Source organism: uncultured Ruegeria sp. (assembly GCF_947504215.1).
Classification (GTDB): Bacteria; Pseudomonadota; Alphaproteobacteria; order Rhodobacterales; family Rhodobacteraceae; genus Ruegeria.
Window position 1 is genome coordinate 531923 of sequence record NZ_CANNGO010000001.1, and the last position, 17209, is coordinate 549131.

Annotated in this window: 15 protein-coding genes; 5 read left to right on the forward strand and 10 right to left on the reverse strand. The window is 57.3% G+C overall.

What is annotated here, in order from left to right; all coding sequences use genetic code 11:
- Positions 1 to 68 precede the first annotated feature (68 nt).
- Positions 69 to 1076: an ABC transporter permease gene (locus tag Q1B21_RS02620; RefSeq protein ID WP_298933106.1), complete on the forward strand. Its 1008-nt coding sequence runs from the start codon at positions 69 to 71 to the stop codon at positions 1074 to 1076.
- On the forward strand, positions 1069 to 2049 hold the full coding sequence (locus Q1B21_RS02625) for an ABC transporter permease (RefSeq protein ID WP_298933107.1): 981 nt from the start codon (positions 1069 to 1071) through the stop codon (positions 2047 to 2049). The genes Q1B21_RS02620 and Q1B21_RS02625 overlap by 8 nt, the downstream gene beginning before the upstream one ends.
- A gap of 8 nt (positions 2050 to 2057) precedes the next feature.
- Here the strand turns inward: Q1B21_RS02625 and Q1B21_RS02630 are convergent, their stop codons facing one another.
- The 6 genes from Q1B21_RS02630 to Q1B21_RS02655 form a co-directional block, all read right to left on the reverse strand.
- Entirely contained in the window at positions 2058 to 3194 is a 1137-nt protein-coding gene (locus Q1B21_RS02630) for an MFS transporter (protein WP_299885539.1), read from the reverse strand.
- 71 nt (positions 3195 to 3265) lie between these two features.
- Positions 3266 to 4543 (reverse strand): DUF3422 family protein, encoded by a 1278-nt coding sequence (locus Q1B21_RS02635; protein ID WP_299079901.1) that lies wholly within the window; start codon positions 4541 to 4543, stop codon positions 3266 to 3268.
- A gap of 108 nt (positions 4544 to 4651) precedes the next feature.
- On the reverse strand, positions 4652 to 5008 hold the full coding sequence (locus Q1B21_RS02640) for a VOC family protein (RefSeq protein ID WP_120635939.1): 357 nt from the start codon (positions 5006 to 5008) through the stop codon (positions 4652 to 4654).
- 93 nt (positions 5009 to 5101) lie between these two features.
- On the reverse strand, positions 5102 to 6556 hold the full coding sequence (locus Q1B21_RS02645; protein WP_299885544.1) for an NAD(P)(+) transhydrogenase (Re/Si-specific) subunit beta: 1455 nt from the start codon (positions 6554 to 6556) through the stop codon (positions 5102 to 5104).
- 13 nt (positions 6557 to 6569) lie between these two features.
- Positions 6570 to 8141, reverse strand: coding sequence for a Re/Si-specific NAD(P)(+) transhydrogenase subunit alpha (locus tag Q1B21_RS02650; protein ID WP_299885547.1), 1572 nt, complete (start codon positions 8139 to 8141; stop codon positions 6570 to 6572).
- Between the two features lie 129 nt (positions 8142 to 8270).
- Positions 8271 to 8720 carry an isoprenylcysteine carboxylmethyltransferase family protein gene (locus tag Q1B21_RS02655; protein ID WP_299079895.1) on the reverse strand — a complete coding sequence of 150 codons (450 nt, stop codon included), beginning with the start codon at positions 8718 to 8720 and terminating at the stop codon, positions 8271 to 8273.
- A gap of 173 nt (positions 8721 to 8893) precedes the next feature.
- On the opposite strand from Q1B21_RS02655, the gene kynU reads away from it, so the two are divergent.
- Positions 8894 to 10087, forward strand: coding sequence for a kynureninase (gene kynU, locus Q1B21_RS02660; RefSeq protein ID WP_299885550.1), 1194 nt, complete (start codon positions 8894 to 8896; stop codon positions 10085 to 10087).
- Here kynU and Q1B21_RS02665 read toward each other — a convergent pair.
- Positions 10080 to 10658: a TetR/AcrR family transcriptional regulator gene (locus Q1B21_RS02665; protein ID WP_299885553.1), complete on the reverse strand. Its 579-nt coding sequence runs from the start codon at positions 10656 to 10658 to the stop codon at positions 10080 to 10082. The two genes, kynU and Q1B21_RS02665, sit on opposite strands and share 8 nt — an antisense overlap.
- A gap of 98 nt (positions 10659 to 10756) precedes the next feature.
- Here Q1B21_RS02665 and Q1B21_RS02670 point away from each other — a divergent pair, with 98 nt between their 5' ends.
- Together Q1B21_RS02670 and Q1B21_RS02675 are read left to right on the forward strand one after the other, a co-directional pair.
- Positions 10757 to 11221 (forward strand): (2Fe-2S)-binding protein, encoded by a 465-nt coding sequence (locus Q1B21_RS02670; protein ID WP_298933125.1) that lies wholly within the window; start codon positions 10757 to 10759, stop codon positions 11219 to 11221.
- A gap of 3 nt (positions 11222 to 11224) precedes the next feature.
- A complete protein-coding gene (locus Q1B21_RS02675) occupies positions 11225 to 13465 on the forward strand; it encodes a molybdopterin cofactor-binding domain-containing protein (protein WP_299885557.1) in 2241 nt (746 codons plus the stop codon).
- A gap of 46 nt (positions 13466 to 13511) precedes the next feature.
- Here the strand turns inward: Q1B21_RS02675 and Q1B21_RS02680 are convergent, their stop codons facing one another.
- From Q1B21_RS02680 to Q1B21_RS02690, 3 genes are all read right to left on the reverse strand, one after another.
- The gene (locus tag Q1B21_RS02680) at positions 13512 to 14291 is read right to left on the reverse strand and encodes a gamma-glutamyl-gamma-aminobutyrate hydrolase family protein (protein ID WP_298933129.1); all 780 of its coding nucleotides are present in this window, start codon (positions 14289 to 14291) and stop codon (positions 13512 to 13514) included.
- A 189-nt stretch (positions 14292 to 14480) separates the two neighbouring features.
- On the reverse strand, positions 14481 to 14906 hold the full coding sequence (locus tag Q1B21_RS02685; protein WP_299885560.1) for a heme-binding protein: 426 nt from the start codon (positions 14904 to 14906) through the stop codon (positions 14481 to 14483).
- A gap of 71 nt (positions 14907 to 14977) precedes the next feature.
- A complete protein-coding gene (locus Q1B21_RS02690; protein ID WP_299885563.1) occupies positions 14978 to 17113 on the reverse strand; it encodes a malate synthase G in 2136 nt (711 codons plus the stop codon).
- Positions 17114 to 17209: the final 96 nt, after the last annotated feature.

The following is a 17209-nucleotide window of genomic DNA, read 5'->3' on the forward strand; positions in this document are numbered from 1 at the left end:
GATCTTTATCGGGGCGCGGTCTTTCGCATAATCCACCAACAAGAAGACGCATATAAAGGCGCCTCTTAATGCTTAACTTCACAATCAGACGGCTGATACTGGCCGTTCCGACGCTTTTGTTCATCAGCCTCGTCATTTTCCTGCTGCTCGAGCTCGCACCTGGCGATCCGATGGCGCAGGTTCCGCTCACTGTTCCGCCCGAAGTCAAAGAGAAGATGCGCGAGGCACTAGGCCTCGGCCAGCCGATGCATATCCGATTCTGGAAATGGATCGTGCAATTCTTCTGGATCGAACCACAGGTGCTGATCGACGCAATGTTCGGCACAACCTTCTCAGAAGGTGATCTGCGCGTGATTTCTTGGCAGACCCGCTCGCCGGTTATGGACATCGTTGTTCAGCGTATCCCGCAGACCCTGTGGGTTGTTGGCACCGCCTATGTGGTTGCCATCCTGATTGCCCTGCCCATCGGCATCTACTCTGCATATCGCCAGTACTCCTGGTTCGACCAGATGGGGACATTTGTGTCGATGATCGGCTTCTCGGTTCCGCCGTTCTTTTCGGGTGTTCTGGTGATCGTGATCTTCTCGGTGCAACTGGGCTGGTTTCCGTCGATCTATGACACCACACTTGTTGTGAACAGTTGGGACAGCTTTGTATTGCAGCTGAAACAGATGATCATGCCGGTCATGGTTCTGGCACTACAGATCACAGCGCAACTCAGCCGGTTCATGCGCGCCTCGATGCTGGACAACCTTAATCAAGACTACGTCCGCACTGCCCGCGCCAAAGGCCTGAGCGAGTATGTCGTGGTTATGGTTCACGTCCTGCGCAATTCGATGATCCCTGTCGTCACCGTGATCGCGTTGGGAATTCCCGCCATCTTTGGCGGCGCAATCATCACCGAACAGGTGTTCAAGGTGAACGGTATCGGCCAACTGCTGATTGGTGCCATTCAGGCCAACGACCTGCCGATGGTGCAAACCCTGACCTTCATCTTTGCTGTGCTGATCGTTCTTTTCAATCTGATCGCAGACGTTCTGTATGGCATTCTGGACCCGAGGATTCGCTATGACTGATCACAATCATTCAGACACGCTGATCCCCGATGAAGGACTTGCCCCGGCATCAACAGCCCTGCCAACGGCCGACGTGCTGGAAGAGCTGGCAACCCCACCCCGCAGCCAATGGCGCGATGTGTGGGATCAGTTCAAAACCCACAAGGGCGCCATGCTGGGGGCGGTTCTATTCATCTTTATCGTGGCTGCCGTCTATCTCGGCCCGTTTCTTTGGACGATTGATCCGACGCAGATCGACATCCGGTCTCGGAATCAGGGGCCCAGCTTCGCTCATCCCTTTGGCACTGACCAGTTGGGGCGCGATATCATGGCTCGCATGATGTCAGGTGGTCAAACATCGGTTTCAGTGGGCATCACGGCAATGCTTCTGGCCCTGTTCTTGGGCTCGTTCATCGGCGTTGTTGCCGGATTCTTCAGACGGTTGGACGGTCCGCTGATGCGCCTGACGGACCTGTTCCTGGCTTTACCACTGCTGCCTTTGCTGCTGGTGATGATGCTGTTGTTCCGCGAGCCTTTGTCCGCAGCCTTCGGGCTGGAGCGTGGGATTTTCATCCTGATCGTCTGCGCCATCGGGATCACATCATGGATGCCGACAGCGCGGATCGTGCGGGGTGATGTGCTGGCCATCAAGGAACGAGAGTTCGTGCTGGCCGCCCGGTCCATCGGCACCAGCAACAGCCAGATCATCACGCGGCACATCCTGCCCAACGTGCTGTCGCCGATCATGGTATCGGCAACGCTGGGGATTGCTACGGCGATCATCACGGAAAGCGCCCTGTCTTTCCTTGGATTGGGCTTTCCGCCTGATTTCCCAACCTGGGGAAGGCTACTGTTTGATGGTGTCGACTACCTGCAGCAATACCCGGAGCGCGTATTCTGGCCCGGCCTGGCAATCTCGCTGACAGTGCTGAGCGTCAACTATTTGGGCGACGGCCTGCGCGACGCGCTCGATCCGCGTATTCGCGGACGGTAAACAAAAACTCAGCCGGCGCGCCTTAGCGCGCCGGCGCATACTACAATCATAACGGCCAACGGTAGCAAAACCGCGAAGGCCATCCGCAGCGTCAAAAGCTCGGCCAGAAACCCGATTAGCGGTGGCCCAATCAACAACCCGCCATATCCAAGTGTTGCGACACTGGCGATCGCCTGACCGGGCGGAACATTCGGGTCATTTGCCGCCCGGCTAAACGCCAATGGCATGATCACGGCATAGCCAACCCCCATCAGGGTAAACCCGACCAAAGCGAGGGGCACATTGCCGGAAGAAACAACTAAGAACACCCCCAAGGCCGAACAGAGACCACCAAAACGCGCCGACGCGACGGGTCCAAACCGAGCGATGGCCACGCCTCCGGCAAGCCTGCAAACCACCATCGCAACCGAAAACACTGCATAGCCCAAGGTCGCCACACTTTCGGTAGATCCTGTCACGTCGCGCATGAACAAGGCACTCCAATCGGCAACAGCGCCCTCGCCCAGCGCAGCGCACAGTGCTGTGAACCCGACAAGGATCAATGCGCCCGAAGGCAAGGCAAAAACCGATCCTTGCGACAAGGCTGACCGGCGCGATACCCAAGGCACCCACGACATCGCCAAAGCCAGAAGAACGACCATGCAACCAGCCACCAAAAAATGCTGAAGTGTCGTCAGATTAAACTGCACCGCTATGAAACCGCTGACCGCGCCCAGACCGGCACCCAAGCTCCACATCGCGTGGAACGAGGACATCAACTGCTTATCGTAGGTTTGCTCGACCTCTGCCCCCCAGGCGTTCATGGACACATCCATCGACCCATGAAACGCACCGAAAACGAACAGAAAAGCCGCCAGCGCCGCAAAACTGTCTGCAAGACCCAACAGGACTAGAGAAAATGTGTATAGGACCGCAATGATCCGGGTGATGGCGACAGCGCCAAACCGGTCTGTCAGACGCCCAGTCACTGGGAAGGAACAGACAGCCCCGGCCGCCATGAACAACAGTCCATAGCCCAGGTCTTCGTGGCTTAGTTGCAGGTGGTCGCGAACGGCAGGAATACGAGACGCCCAAATGCCGAACAAAGCACCGTTCAGAATAAACATGGCGGCCACGGCCCGCCACGCAGATGCAACACTGATCACTGGAAACCTCTGCCCTTTCACCGACACTCGCGACCACTTCTACAAAGGCCGAAGTCGGTGGCAAGCCGCTCTTACTCTAAACGGCTGCGTATTTTTCGGATTGCGCCCCAAACCAACAACACAACCGGAAGCGTGACAGCCGCCGTTAGCATGCCTTTGCTGATCCCGGCGGCCGTCAACGGATAAAGCAAATAGCTGGCCAGCGAAACCGCGTAATAGCTGATCGCCACAACAGACAACCCTTCGACCGTGTGTTGAAGACGCAGCGCAAGATCGGCCCTGCGGTCCATGCTTTCCAGCAATGCCTGGTTCTGGGCGCTGCGTTCGACGTCCACCCGCGTGCGCAGCAGATCACCTGCACGGATTGCCCTATCCGACAAGGTCTGTAAGCGCCGTTCCGTGGACTTCACGGTGCGAATGGCGGGGTCATATCGGCGCATCATGAAGTCGGCAAAGCTCTGCCTGCCAAGAAAGCGCTCCTCTCGCAACACTTCGATCCGCTGATTCACGATGGCCTCGTAAGCTCCGGTTGCACCAAACCGAAATGCATTGCGGGCAGACAGTGTTTCCAACTCGGTCGAGATTGCGAGCAGTTGCGGCAACTGATCATCGGGCCGGTTGGCATCGTCGGTCATTTCAATCATCAGCTCGGTCAGTTTTTGATCCAATTCACTGATGCGTTCTGTCAGACTTTTGACGCGCGCGAACCCAAGCATGGACATTGCCTTATAGGTCTCGACCTCACACAATCGTTGGATGATGCGGCCAATTCGTCGTTCGCCGGTCCCTTCCGAGACGAACATTGCAAACCGCATGTGCCCGGCCGGGTCGATGCGAAAATCGCTGGCGCAAGTGGCAGCATTATCCAACACTCGGGAAACGGCCAGACTTTCCGGCTCGAACCAATCGGTCAGCGACGCGCTGATTTGATCGTCATCGGGGCATGGTACTACACGCATCAGAACCGAGGTTACCCGTTGTCCCGGGCTGGACATCAGCCAGTCCGGTGGAAAAACCTCAAAATCAGCAGGATTGAACGCACGCTCGCTGACGTTGTTTGTGATCGCGGTGAACGTTACAAACTCCGTATGCTGTTCCCATTTGAGCCAGTGGCGTCCGATTTGCCCCGCGTAATGCGTCGCACCGGGTTGCGGATGCGGTGCGCCGTGGCGGTCCAAGAGGTCTGTCAGATGGGCGATATCTTCACTTCTGTCCCGACCCACTGCTTGCTCGGGCTTTTTGATTGCTAAAAACACAACCGTGCAGGGCATCTGAGCTACCGGAAAAGGGCGCGCATGCAATTCATTGGCCAGCGCATAGCGCAGCGGATGGTCCTGGATCGGTGTCATTGGTCGCTCCGTTCAATTCCCCGGACTATACGGCATGCACGACAGACATCAATTCTCTTTTTATTTCAGTAACTTACATGGATACAACGGTATACAAGACACGCTATCTCATTGATTTGGTTGCCAGAGCTCAATCGGATTGCCCTCAGGGTCGTGGATGCGGGCAAACTTCCCGACCTCGCTGTCCCACTCTGGGTTGGTTTCTACGGTGATCCCGGCCGCTTGCAATTGTTTGGTCATGGCCTCCAGATCATCAACACGGAAGTTGATCATCCATTGTTGTTCGTCTCGACCAAAATAGCCCGTGTCCTGCGCGAAGGGGGTAAACACCGTATAGCCCTCGCGCTGTTTCCACGGAACCGGATCATAGTGATGAACGCCCAGATGCGTCTCGTACCATTGTGTCAGCGCCTGCGGATCACGAGCGCGAAAGAACACGCCACCTATGCCATTCACTTTTTCCATCGGACACCTCCTATGACCGCATGGTACCTCAATGCTGGCAAAAACAGAAAAGGCGCCCATTGGGGCGCCTTTCCAAAGGGTATCGGACCCAGATCAGTCGATCATCGGCAACAACTTGTCCAACGAAGCCTTGGCGTCGCCATAGAACATGCGGGTGTTTTCTTTGAAGAACAGCGGGTTTTCGATACCCGAGTACCCGGTGCCCTGGCCGCGCTTTGATACGAATACCTGCTTGGCCTTCCAGCATTCCAGAACCGGCATCCCGGCGATGGGGCTGTTGGGATCTTCCTGTGCAGCGGGGTTCACGATGTCGTTCGAGCCGATGACAATGGCCACATCCGTGTCCGGGAAGTCATCATTGATCTCGTCCATTTCCAGAACGATGTCATATGGCACCTTTGCCTCGGCCAGCAGAACGTTCATGTGGCCCGGCAAGCGGCCCGCAACGGGGTGGATGGCAAAGCGTACGTTCTTGCCTTGCGCCCGCAGCTTGCGCACCAGTTCGGAAACCGACTGCTGCGCCTGTGCCACGGCCATGCCGTAACCGGGGATGATCACCACGCTGTCGGCATCGTTTAAGGCCGCAGCCACACCGTCGGCCTCGATGGCAATCTGCTCGCCCTCAACAGCCATCTGTTCGCCCTGCGGGCCGCCAAAGCCGCCCAGGATCACACTGACAAAATGACGGTTCATCGCTTTACACATGATGTAGGACAAGATCGCACCTGACGAGCCCACGAGCGCACCAACCACGATCAGCAGGTCGTTGCCCAGCGAGAAGCCAATCGCCGCAGCCGCCCAGCCGGAATAGCTGTTCAGCATCGACACAACTACCGGCATGTCGGCACCGCCGATGCCCATGATCAGGTGATAACCGATGAACAACGCGGCCAGCGTCATCAGGAACAGCGGGAAGAACCCACCCGACGCGGTGTACCAGATCAGGCAGATCAACGAGATGATTGCGGCCGCCGCGTTCAGCGCATGGCCACCCGGCAGCTTGGTCGCCGCAGATGTCACCTTGCCCGCCAACTTGCCATAGGCCACGACCGAACCGGTAAAGGTGATCGCGCCAATGAAGATACCCAGGAACAGTTCCACATGCAGGATGCCCAGCTCTGCCGGGGTTTTCTTTGCAATCAGCTTGGCGAAAGCCCCCAGATCAGACAGGTCCGCCTGATTGGCCGAATCCACTATAGCTATGACCTGCGCTACATTGCCAATCTCGAAATGCGCATTGTAGCCAACGAAAACAGCCGCCAGACCCACCAGCGAGTGCATCGCGGCCACAAGCTGTGGCATCTCGGTCATCTGTACGCGCTGCGCGACGTACTGGCCGATAAAGCCACCGCCAGCGATCAATAGTAGCGACAACAGCCACAAGCCAGACCCGGGACCGACCAGCGTAGCAAAGACCGCAAGCCCCATACCGACGATGCCATACCAGACCGCGCGCTTGGCGCTTTCCTGGTTCGACAGTCCGCCTAGGGACAGGATAAAAAGGACAGCCGCAACAACGTAAGCGGCGGTAGTGAAGCCATAATCCATGTGCCCGGCCTCCTTAAGATTTCTGGAACATGGCAAGCATGCGCCGGGTTACGAGGAAGCCGCCGAAGATGTTGATCCCGGCCATGAAGACAGACAGTGCCGCCAGCAGAATGACCAGGAAGGATCCCGATCCAATCTGCATCAGCGCGCCAACGATAATGATCGACGAGATCGCGTTGGTGATCGCCATCAACGGAGTGTGCAAGCTGTGCGAGACGTTCCAGATCACCTGGAAGCCCACAAAGATGGCCAGCACGAAGACGATGAAATGTTGCATAAAGCTGGCCGGAGCAATCAGCCCCACCAGCAGCATCAGCACGCCGCCGACCCCCAGCAGCGTAAACTGCTGCTTGGTCTGCGCCTGGAAGGCCGCAATTTCCTGCGCCCTCTTTTCTTCCGGCGTCAGCTCTTTCACCTCAGCCTTGGGCTGAGCCGCGATTGCCTGCACTTTGGGCGGTGGTGGCGGGAAGGTGATCTCACCCTCATGTGTCACGGTCGAACCGCGGATCACGTCATCTTCCATGTCATGATTGATCTGACCGTCCTTTTCGGGCGTCAGATCAGTCATCATGTGACGGATGTTGGTGGCGTAGAGCGACGAGGATTGTGAGGCCATACGGCTTGGGAAGTCGGTATAGCCGATGATGGTCACGCCATTATCGGTCACGACCTTCTCATCCGCGATCGTACCCTCAACGTTGCCGCCCCGTTCGGCCGCAAGGTCAACGATCACCGAACCCGGTTTCATGGCCTTGACCATATCCTCGAGCCACAGCTTTGGCGCCGGGCGGTTCGGGATCAGTGCGGTGGTGATGACGATGTCCACTTCTGGTGCCAGTTCACGGAACTTGGCCAGTTGGGCTTCGCGGAACTCGTCGGACTGGACGGATGCATAACCGCCCGTGGCCGCGCCGTCCTGCTGTTCTTCTTCGAAGTCCAGATAGACAAATTCCGCGCCCATCGACTCGACCTGCTCGGCCACTTCGGGGCGGACGTCGAACGCATAGGTAATCGCACCCAGCGAGGTCGACGTACCGATCGCCGCCAGACCAGCCACGCCAGCACCCACGATCAGAACCTTCGCGGGCGGCACTTTACCAGCCGCCGTCACCTGGCCAGTGAAGAAACGGCCAAAGTTGTTGCCAGCTTCGATCACCGCGCGATAGCCTGCGATGTTGGCCATCGAAGACAGCGCATCCATCTTCTGCGCACGGGAAATCCGCGGCACCATCTCCATGGCGATCACGTTGGCACCTTTGGACTTGGCCAACTCCATTCCTTCTTCGTTCCCGGCCGGGTTGAAGAAGGAAATCAGCGTCTTACCCTTGGTCAGACGCTTTAGCTCGGCCTCGGTCGGGATCCGAACCTTGGCTACAATGTCAGCCGATTTCCACAACGAGGCTGCGGTCTTGACGATCTCGACGCCGACCGCCTTATACGCCGCGTCTGAAAAGCCCGCCGCTTGCCCGGCCCCCTTTTCAATGGCGCAATCATAGCCCAGTTTCTGCAGTTGCACGGCGGAGTCCGGGGTCATCGCGACCCTGTTTTCACCGTCCAGTATTTCCTTTGGCGTGCCTATTTTCACTGGCAGTCCCCCTAATTATCACTCTGGCAGAGCGGGTGATCGGTATTGTTAGTTAAGCAAAGATGTATCTTGCGCAAGATTATTTCGCAAGCGCAGCAATCGTTACGTGATGTCACAGCACGAAACACCCTATATCCAACGACGTGTTTTGCGTTCATATCGGGCGAAATCCGCACGAAAAGTACGGCGCAGACGGTCTTCTTCAGGTATTATAAAGCGACGTTCAAGCAGCGAGACAAGGATCGGCACCAAGACCAATGACAGCACGGCATCCAGACGCAGTACAAGCCCGGCCAAAATCAGGATATCGGCCAGATAGATCGGGTTGCGACTGTATTTGTAGATACCCGATTGCACCAGCGCCGTCGGCGTTTCATGCGGGATGACTGTGGTCTTTTGCCTACGAAACTCGACGATCGCCATAACCACGATCAAAATACCGCCGCCAATCAAAACACCACTGATGAGATCGGTCACTCCGCCTTCCAGCGACAATCCAAAACCCAAAAAGCGCGCCTGCAGCCACGCCAGAAAAACAAACCCCAATAGCCAAACAGGCGGAATGTCGATCCGACGCATGCATCGTCCCCGTGGATGGCGACACGCAGTGGCACATGTCGCTTCTGCGCGATGTCCTATCGCTTTCAGACCGGAATAGCAAAACCTCAGTATGTCGCATGAATGGACAGATACAAGAGGATCGGATAGGCCAAAAGCACCCTGCGATGTGTAAGAAAGAATTGTGAGCCGCCATGACCGATTTTGCCGCAACCAAGGCCATGTTCCATCTGCCCGAAGGGGTTCTGTATCTCGACGGTAACTCTCTGGGACCATTGCCAAAAGCGGCTGCAACCGGGGTCCAGCGCATGATGAGCGACGAATGGGGCCAGATGTTGATCACCTGCTGGAACAAAGCCGGCTGGATGGGGCTGCCCACGGGCCTTGGAGACCGTATTGGTCGGTTGATCGGAGCCGAGGCTGGCAGCGTCGTCGTCGGCGACACCTTGTCGATCAAGGTCTATCAGGCCGTTGCATCTGCGCTAGAGCTTAATCCAAAGCGCAAGGTGGTTCTGTCCGACAATGGTAATTTCCCCTCAGACCTATACATGGCAGACGGTCTGTTGCGCTCCCTTGGGGCAGAATACGAATTGCGCGTCGTTGACCCTGAGAATGTCGCTGACGCGCTGACAGAAGAAATCGCGGTCTTGATGCTGACCGAGGTCGACTATCGTACAGGTCGCAAACACGACATGAGGGCCCTGACCGAGCTGGCCCATGCAAACGGCGTGGTAACGGTGTGGGATCTGGCGCACTCGGCCGGGGCGATCCCGGTTGATCTTGCCGGATGCAATGCCGATTTTGCGGTGGGCTGCACGTATAAGTACCTGAATGGCGGACCGGGCGCGCCTGCCTTTGTGTACGTGGCACCCCGACTGGCACCCAACGTGCGCCCTGCTTTGTCAGGCTGGCTGGGGCACGAAGCTCCGTTCAACTTCGATCTGGACTACCGACCCGGAGCAGGGATCGAGCGGATGCGCGTCGGCACGCCGCCCGTCATTCAGATGACGGCTTTGTCCACCGCGATGGATGTTTGGGATATGGCCGATATCGCGGACGTCCGCACCAAATCCATTGAACTGACCGAGATGTTCGTAGACCGGGTCGAAGCGACCTGCGCCGATCTTGAGTTGGCAAGTCCGCGTGATCCGGAACAACGTGGCAGTCAGATTTCCTTCAGGTTCCAAGAAGGCTATGCCGCGATGCAGGCGCTGATTGCGCGTGGGGTAATCGGTGATTTCCGTGCACCCAACATCATGCGGTTCGGCTTCACACCTTTATATGTTGACGAAAACGATGTCGCTCAGGCGGCGGATATCCTGGCCGATATCATGACCAACAAACTGTGGGATACGCCCGAGTACAAAACGCGCCAGCGCGTTACCTGACCTCAAGCCCGGCGCCGATCAGGGCGGCCAGTTGCACGGTCCGCCTTTCAAATTCTTCCGCGCCGGACGCCGTCATTTTGACTCCCTTGAGCGCGACTGTGATGGTCTTTGCAGTTTCATCAGGGGTTTCAAACAACCGGACCCGACCAGCGACGTCTTCGCGGGTCAGCCACGCCGCATAAAGACCCGTTAGCTCGGCCTCGCCTTCTTCAACAATGTCGATGGACATCGATTTGGTCGTATCCAACATCTCTAACCCATGTGGTGAGGCAAGAATGGCAGCCATCCCGTCTGCCTGCGCCAGGATTGCCCGTGTCACGAGGTCAGAAACTGCTCCGGACCCGTTTAGGGCTTCGGTCACAGCGACGATCTTTTCGGCATAGTGCAATTCGGTCAGCTTCCGAACAATCGCCTCTTTATTCTTGTAGTGCAGATAAACCGCAGGACGGGACATCCCCGCCCCGCGCGCTATGTCATCCATCGAGGTCTTACGAAACCCATAGGACGAAAAAGCCTGAAACGCCGAGGTCAGGATCGCCTTTTGCCGTGTATCGTCACCGGTGTCGTTCATACTCGCAGACCTGACATTTTTTGTATATTTTGTCAATTGACATACTGACACTTTTCACCAATTATGTCAGAAACAGCCACAGCCAAGCGAGGTGAGCCATGGCGACCACCCTTAAGATCAACGGAACGTCTCATCAAGTGGACCTGCCGGATGATGTGCCCCTGTTGTGGGTCCTGCGGGATGAGGTCGGTCTGACCGGAACCAAGTTTGGCTGCGGCGTTGCCTCGTGTGGGGCATGCACCGTCCACATCGATGGTGAAGCTGTGCGCTCATGCCAAGTCGCGCTGTCCGACGTCTGGGGCGATGTGACTACAATCGAAGGTGTAGGAACCCCGGATGCGATGACCACAATCCAGCAAGCATGGGTTGACCATCAAGTAGCGCAATGCGGCTACTGCCAGTCAGGCCAAATCATGCAGGCTGCCACTTTGCTGGCTGAAAACCCGACCCCCACAGACGCCGATATCGACGATGCCATGCAGGGCAACTTGTGCCGCTGCGGCACCTATCCGCGCATTCGCGCTGCTATTCATGACGCAGCTGCCAAATTGAAGGAGGCATAAGCAATGGCTCGCATTGGAAAAATCCTCCGCCGTACTTTTCTGATTGGCTCTGCCGCGATTGTTGGCGGTGTGGCGTTCGGCGCGTATTACGTCAGCCGTCCGGCGGCCAATCCGTTGAAACCGAAAGAAGGCGAAGCGGCGCTGAACCCCTTCATCCTGATTGACCAGAAAGGCGTCACCCTGTTTGCACCGCGCGCCGAGATGGGACAGGGCGTCCAGACCACCTGGGCAGCACTGATCGCAGAAGAACTGGACGTAGATCTGGATAAGATCACGGTTCTGCACGGCCCGGCAGCAGCAGCGTATTACAACTCGGCGCTGGTCGGTGAAGGCCTTCCCAACAAGGGCTATGACATCACGAATTTCCAACACAATCTGGGCGAGGCCCTGGGCGTGTTGGGCAAAGTGCTCAGCCTTCAAGTCACTGGCGGCTCGACCTCGATGAAGGATGGGTTTGAACGCATGCGTCAGGCAGGTGCCTCGGCACGCGAAACCCTAAAGCGCGCCGCTGCCAACCGGCTTGGGGTAGACCCATCTGAGCTACAGACAGCATCGGGTCATGTGATCGCACCGAACGGTAGTCAGATTGCTTATACAGAACTGGCCGTCGATGCGGCGGGTTTGGAACCCGTCGATGTGCCCCTGCGCGACCCATCCGAATGGCGCTATCTGGGCCAGACCCAACCGCGGCTGGATATGGTCGAAAAGGCCACCGGAACGGCCGAATTCGGCGTCGATGTGCGCCTGCCCGGCATGAAGTATGCCAGCGTTCGGATGAACCCCAAACTGGGTGGGGCGATGAACGGATATGACGACAGCGCCGCGACCTCACTGCCCGGTGTTGAAAAAATCGTCGATCTGGGCACTGGCGTTGCGGTTATCGCCAACAATACCTGGTTGGCCATTCAGGCTGTTGAGGCCATCGATGTCGATTGGGGCGATGCCCCCTACCCGCCAGAAACAGACGGTATCTTTGCCAAGATTGCTGAGGCGTTTGACGGCTCGCCGAACTCTACAATGCGCGACGATGGGGATGTCGGCACCCTGCCCGCAGGCGCAACAGAGGTCACGGCAGAGTATCAAGTGCCCTATCTGGCCCATGCCACGATGGAGCCGATGAACGCCACTGCACTTTATTCCGGAGATGCATTGGAACTGTGGTGCGGCAACCAGGCCCCGACATTGATCCAGTTCCGTGCTGCCAACACGGCCAATCTGGAAACCGAGGCGGTGCAGATCCACACCACCTATCTGGGTGGTGGGTTCGGTCGCCGGGGCGAATTGGATTTTGGCGAGATTGCCACCAAAGTCGCCATGGCCATGCCCGGCACCCCGGTTCAAACAACCTGGAGCCGCGAAGAGGATATGCGTCACGATTATTTCCGCCCAGGCGCAATTGCACGTATGCGCGGTGCAGTTCAGGACGGAACCGCAGTTTTGATCGATGGCAAACTCGCATCGCAATCCTGCACGCAGCAGGCTGTTGAACGTTACACGGGCATGCCGGGCGCTGGCCCCGACAAGGTGCTGGTCGAGGGGTTCTTCAACCAACCCTACGCGGTTCCAAACTACAGGATGAGCGGCCATATCGCCGATTTGGCAATCCCGGTCGGCTTTTGGCGGTCCGTAGGTAACAGCCACAACGGTTTTTTCCATGAAACCTTCGTGGATGAGATGGCACATGCCGCGGGTCGCGATCCCTTAGAGTTTCGGCTGGAGTTGATGAAGAACGAACACGCCCCATCGGCCGGTTGCCTAGAGGCCGTGCGAGAGATGTCAGGCTGGATCGGTAACAAACCGGATGGTGTTGGTCGCGGCGTGGCGTTTACCTACAGCTTTGGCACCCCCGTCGCTCAGGTCATCGAAGTGGTGGACGAAGACGGCACCATCCGCATCAACAAGGCCTGGATCGCGTGCGATATGGGACTTGCACTGGATCCCGAAAATGTCAAAGCGCAGATGTTCGGTGGCATGATGTATGGCCTGTCGGCCGCCTGCTACGGAGAGATTACCTTCTCCGAAGGAGAGGTCGAGCAGTACAACTTCCCGGACTATGACGCGATCCGCATGCACACCGCGCCGCAGGTCGAAGTGCGCGTGCTGGAAACCAACCGTCACATGGGTGGCGCGGGAGAGCCCGGCACGCCCCCATCAATGCCGGCGCTTGGAAATGCGCTGTTTGACCTGACCGGAAAACGGGCCCGAACCCTGCCGCTGAACACTCAGTTCGACTTGCTGATCTGACCACAGAACACTGGTCCGGTAGCGCAAATGCCGGGCTAGCTTCATCTTAAGCAGATTGTTGGATCAATTGCGTGTCCGACCCCGTCGCCCATGCACGAACGGCGGCCCCAAAAGCCTCGAATAGCGGGCGGGACACTGGATCATTGATCGCGTCCCATTCGGGATGCCATTGCACCGACAGTGTAAAGCCAGGTGCGTCTTTGATGTACATCGCTTCGGGCGTTCCATCCGGTGCATGCCCATCGACCAGGACACGCTGCCCGACCGTCTTGATCCCCTGCCCGTGCAGCGTGTTTGTCATCACTTCAGACGCACCAAACAGATCGTGAAACACGCCATTTTCGCTTAGCTTTACAACATGACGCAGCGCAAATTTTTCTTCCAGGGTGCCGTCTGGTGGCATGCGGTGGTTCATACGCCCGGGCAAATCTCGGATCTCGGGGTAAAGCGTGCCACCCATGGCGACATTCACTTCCTGAAATCCACGGCAGATGCCAAGGAACGGCTGGCCGCGATCCACGCAGGCGCGCACAAGGGGCAAGGTGATCGCGTCACGCGCCCGGTCGAAATCGCCATGCGCGTCGGTTGCGGACTCACCATATTCCTCAGGATGCACGTTGGGTCGACCGCCGGTCAGCAGAAACCCATCGCACACCTCCAGCAGTTCCTCCACTGAAACATAACGTGGATCAGCCGGGATCAGCAGCGGCAAGCATTCCGAGACGTTGGCCACGGCATCCGAATTCATCGTCCCACCGGCATGTGTCGGGTATTGATCGTTCATAAGATAAGAATTGCCGATAATACCAACGACGGGTCGAGACATTCCGCATACCTTGCTGTGACAGTAGTTCACCGCGAGGCTATCTGCAGCGGGATAAACGTGCAACAACACACGACCTGCATGACAGCGCAAGACCGTGTTCAACAGCGCACATCTCATGCGTTATTGCTGAAAGCCTAAGAAACAGGCGTTTTGCAACACCTCCAAATGCTGGCAAACAGCCTGCTGTGGTCAAATTTCTCCTGTCAGACCAGAGGCTTCAATACCCGCCATACCGGCCGCCGCATCGTTGTCCGACGTATCACCGGTGACACCAACAGCGCCGATTACAGCGCCTTTGCGGTCCCGCAACAGAACCCCACCCGGGACTGGTACAACCTGCCCGCCGTAAACACCGTTCACTGCTGCCATAAAATAGGCCTGTGCCTCGGCCCGCTGCATCTGCGCGGTCCCCGCCATGCCCAGCATTACCGAGCCATAGGCTTTCCCATGCGCAATGGAAAAGCGACCGGGGGCTGCGTCGTCTTCGCGCTCAAAGGCAATGACGTGCCCACCTGCATCCAGAACAATCACCGACAACGGCTTAAGTTCCATTTCGCGTCCTTTTTCCAGCGTTTTGCGGATAATCGTACGCGCTTTGCGCAGTGAAACCGACATGTATGCGTCCTCCTGTCAGATCGGGTTTTATGCGGAGCCAGAGGACCAACGCCCCCGGCTTAGTTCGCCGCTTATTCTTGGCTGGCCTTCAATTCCAGGCGTCGCGCATGCAGAACCGGCTCGGTATAGCCCGAGGGCTGAACCCGCCCTTTGAACACCAGATCACAAGCAGCCTGAAAGGCGATGCCGTCGAACCCGGGCGCCATTGGCGAGTAGCCCGGGTCCCCCTCGTTCTGACGATCAACCACGGCTGCCATTTTCTGCATTGCCGCCATCAGCTGCGCCTCGTCCACCACGCCATGATGCAACCAGTTGGCCAGCGCCTGAGACGAAATCCGGCAGGTTGCACGATCCTCCATCAGACCGACATCATTGATATCTGGCACCTTGGAGCAACCGACACCTTGATCGACCCAGCGCACCACATAGCCCAGTATTCCCTGCGCGTTGTTCTCGATCTCGCGCGTGATCTCGTCGTCGCTCAGATTGCGACCGCCCAGCAATGGGATAGTCAGAAGATCGCCCAATGTGCTGCGGGCTCCGCCAGCGGCGATTTCATCCTGACGCGCCAACACCTTGACCTTGTGATAATGCGTGGCGTGCAGTGTTGCCGCGGTTGGCGATGGCACCCATGCGCAGGTTGCTCCAGATTGCGGGTGCCCGATCTTGGCTTCGAGCATTTCGCCCATCCGATCGGGTATCGCCCACATGCCTTTACCGATCTGCGCTTTGCCTTTCAAACCGCAGGCCAAACCAATATCGACATTCCGGTCCTCGTAGGATGAAATCCAGGGCGTGTTCTTGATATCCCCCTTGGGCAGCATCGGCCCGGCCTCCATCGAGGTATGGATCTCATCTCCGGTTCGATCCAGAAAGCCCGTGTTGATGAAAGCCACGCGCGATTTCGCGACGCGGATACACTCTTTGAGGTTCGCAGAAGTTCTGCGTTCCTCATCCATGATCCCGAGTTTCACGGTGTTGCGTGGCAGGCCCAAAACTTCTTCGACCATATCGAAGATTTCCATGGCAAAACCGACTTCCTCCGGCCCGTGCATCTTGGGCTTTACGACATAGACAGACCCTTCGACCGAGTTGCCTCCGTCCCGCTTCAGGTCATGCATCGCAATCAGCGTGGTGCACAACGCATCCATCAACCCTTCGCCAATCTCGCGGCCTTCGACGTCCAGCACGGCGGGGTTGGTCATCAGGTGGCCGACATTGCGGATCAGCATCAACGCCCGCCCCTTGAGCGCGGCTTGTTCACCGCGTGCAGTCGTGAATTCAACATCCCCTAACAGCTTGCGGGTAAACGTCTTTCCGCCTTTGGTAACCTCTTCAGTCAGGTCGCCTTTCATCAGGCCAAGCCAGTTGCTGTAGGCGCCAACCTTATCCTCAGCATCGACACACGCGACAGAGTCTTCACAATCCATAATCGTGGACAAAGCGGATTCCAGACGCACATCGGAAATGCCAGCCGGATCGGAAGCGCCGATGTCGCTTGTCGGATCAATCATGATCTGAATGTGCAGACCGTTGCTCTTTAGCAAGACAAAATCGGGCTTCTCAGCAGTTCCGCCAAAGCCGACAAACGCGCCCGGATCGGACAAGGCTGGTACAAGGGCCCCACTTTCCACGCGAAGGCTATCGACCGCAGCCCACGAACCATCTGCCAACGCAACCGCATCATCCAGAAACGACTTGGCCCAGTCGATCACCCGGTTTCCACGCGCTTCATCATACCCTCTGCCGCTAGGCAAGTCGCCCATCGCATCCGTGCCATAAAGCGCATCATACAAGCTGCCCCAGCGTGCATTGGCCGCGTTCAGCGCAAAACGGGCGTTCGTGATCGGCACAACCAGTTGAGGACCCGGCGTTAGGGCAATTTCGGGATCGACATTGGCCGTTTCAATCTCAAAATCCGGGCCGTCTTCGACCAGATATCCAATTTCGCGTAGAAACGCTTCGTAGGTGGTGGCGTCATGAGCTTGACCTTTGCGCTCAGCGTGCCACCCGTCGATGCGCCCTTGAATGTCAGCACGTTTGGCAAGCAGTTCGCGGTTTTTCGGACCAAGCTCGTCCACGATGCGGGCCAGACCTTTCCAGAATGTGTCGGGTGCAACACCCGTCCCCGGAAGTGCCTGATTGTCGATGAAATCAACCAATTCATCCGCAATCTGCAATCCGTTTCGGATCTGTCTGCCGCTCATATCCCTATTCTCCCGCGCTGGATGCGATAGTATTCTTCCATCAATTAGGGGCAAAGTTTCCGATAGGCAACAACCCAAATGTCGATTTGGTAAAAT

Bases quoted from the DNA above. Each gene is read 5' to 3' on its own strand.
- Q1B21_RS02690 (WP_299885563.1), bottom strand. From the start codon at position 17,113: ATGAGCGGCAGACAGATCCGAAACGGATTGCAGATTGCGGATGAATTG.
- Q1B21_RS02665 (WP_299885553.1), bottom strand. From the start codon at position 10,658: ATGAACGACACCGGTGACGATACACGGCAAAAGGCGATCCTGACCTCG.
- Q1B21_RS02685 (WP_299885560.1), bottom strand. From the start codon at position 14,906: ATGTCGGTTTCACTGCGCAAAGCGCGTACGATTATCCGCAAAACGCTG.
- kynU (WP_299885550.1), top strand. From the start codon at position 8,894: ATGACCGATTTTGCCGCAACCAAGGCCATGTTCCATCTGCCCGAAGGG.
- Q1B21_RS02670 (WP_298933125.1), top strand. From the start codon at position 10,757: ATGGCGACCACCCTTAAGATCAACGGAACGTCTCATCAAGTGGACCTG.
- Q1B21_RS02635 (WP_299079901.1), bottom strand. From the start codon at position 4,543: ATGACACCGATCCAGGACCATCCGCTGCGCTATGCGCTGGCCAATGAA.
- Q1B21_RS02620 (WP_298933106.1), top strand. From the start codon at position 69: ATGCTTAACTTCACAATCAGACGGCTGATACTGGCCGTTCCGACGCTT.
- Q1B21_RS02675 (WP_299885557.1), top strand. From the start codon at position 11,225: ATGGCTCGCATTGGAAAAATCCTCCGCCGTACTTTTCTGATTGGCTCT.
- Q1B21_RS02680 (WP_298933129.1), bottom strand. From the start codon at position 14,291: ATGTCTCGACCCGTCGTTGGTATTATCGGCAATTCTTATCTTATGAAC.
- Q1B21_RS02645 (WP_299885544.1), bottom strand. From the start codon at position 6,556: ATGGATTATGGCTTCACTACCGCCGCTTACGTTGTTGCGGCTGTCCTT.
- Q1B21_RS02625 (WP_298933107.1), top strand. From the start codon at position 1,069: ATGACTGATCACAATCATTCAGACACGCTGATCCCCGATGAAGGACTT.
- Q1B21_RS02640 (WP_120635939.1), bottom strand. From the start codon at position 5,008: ATGGAAAAAGTGAATGGCATAGGTGGCGTGTTCTTTCGCGCTCGTGAT.
- Q1B21_RS02655 (WP_299079895.1), bottom strand. From the start codon at position 8,720: ATGCGTCGGATCGACATTCCGCCTGTTTGGCTATTGGGGTTTGTTTTT.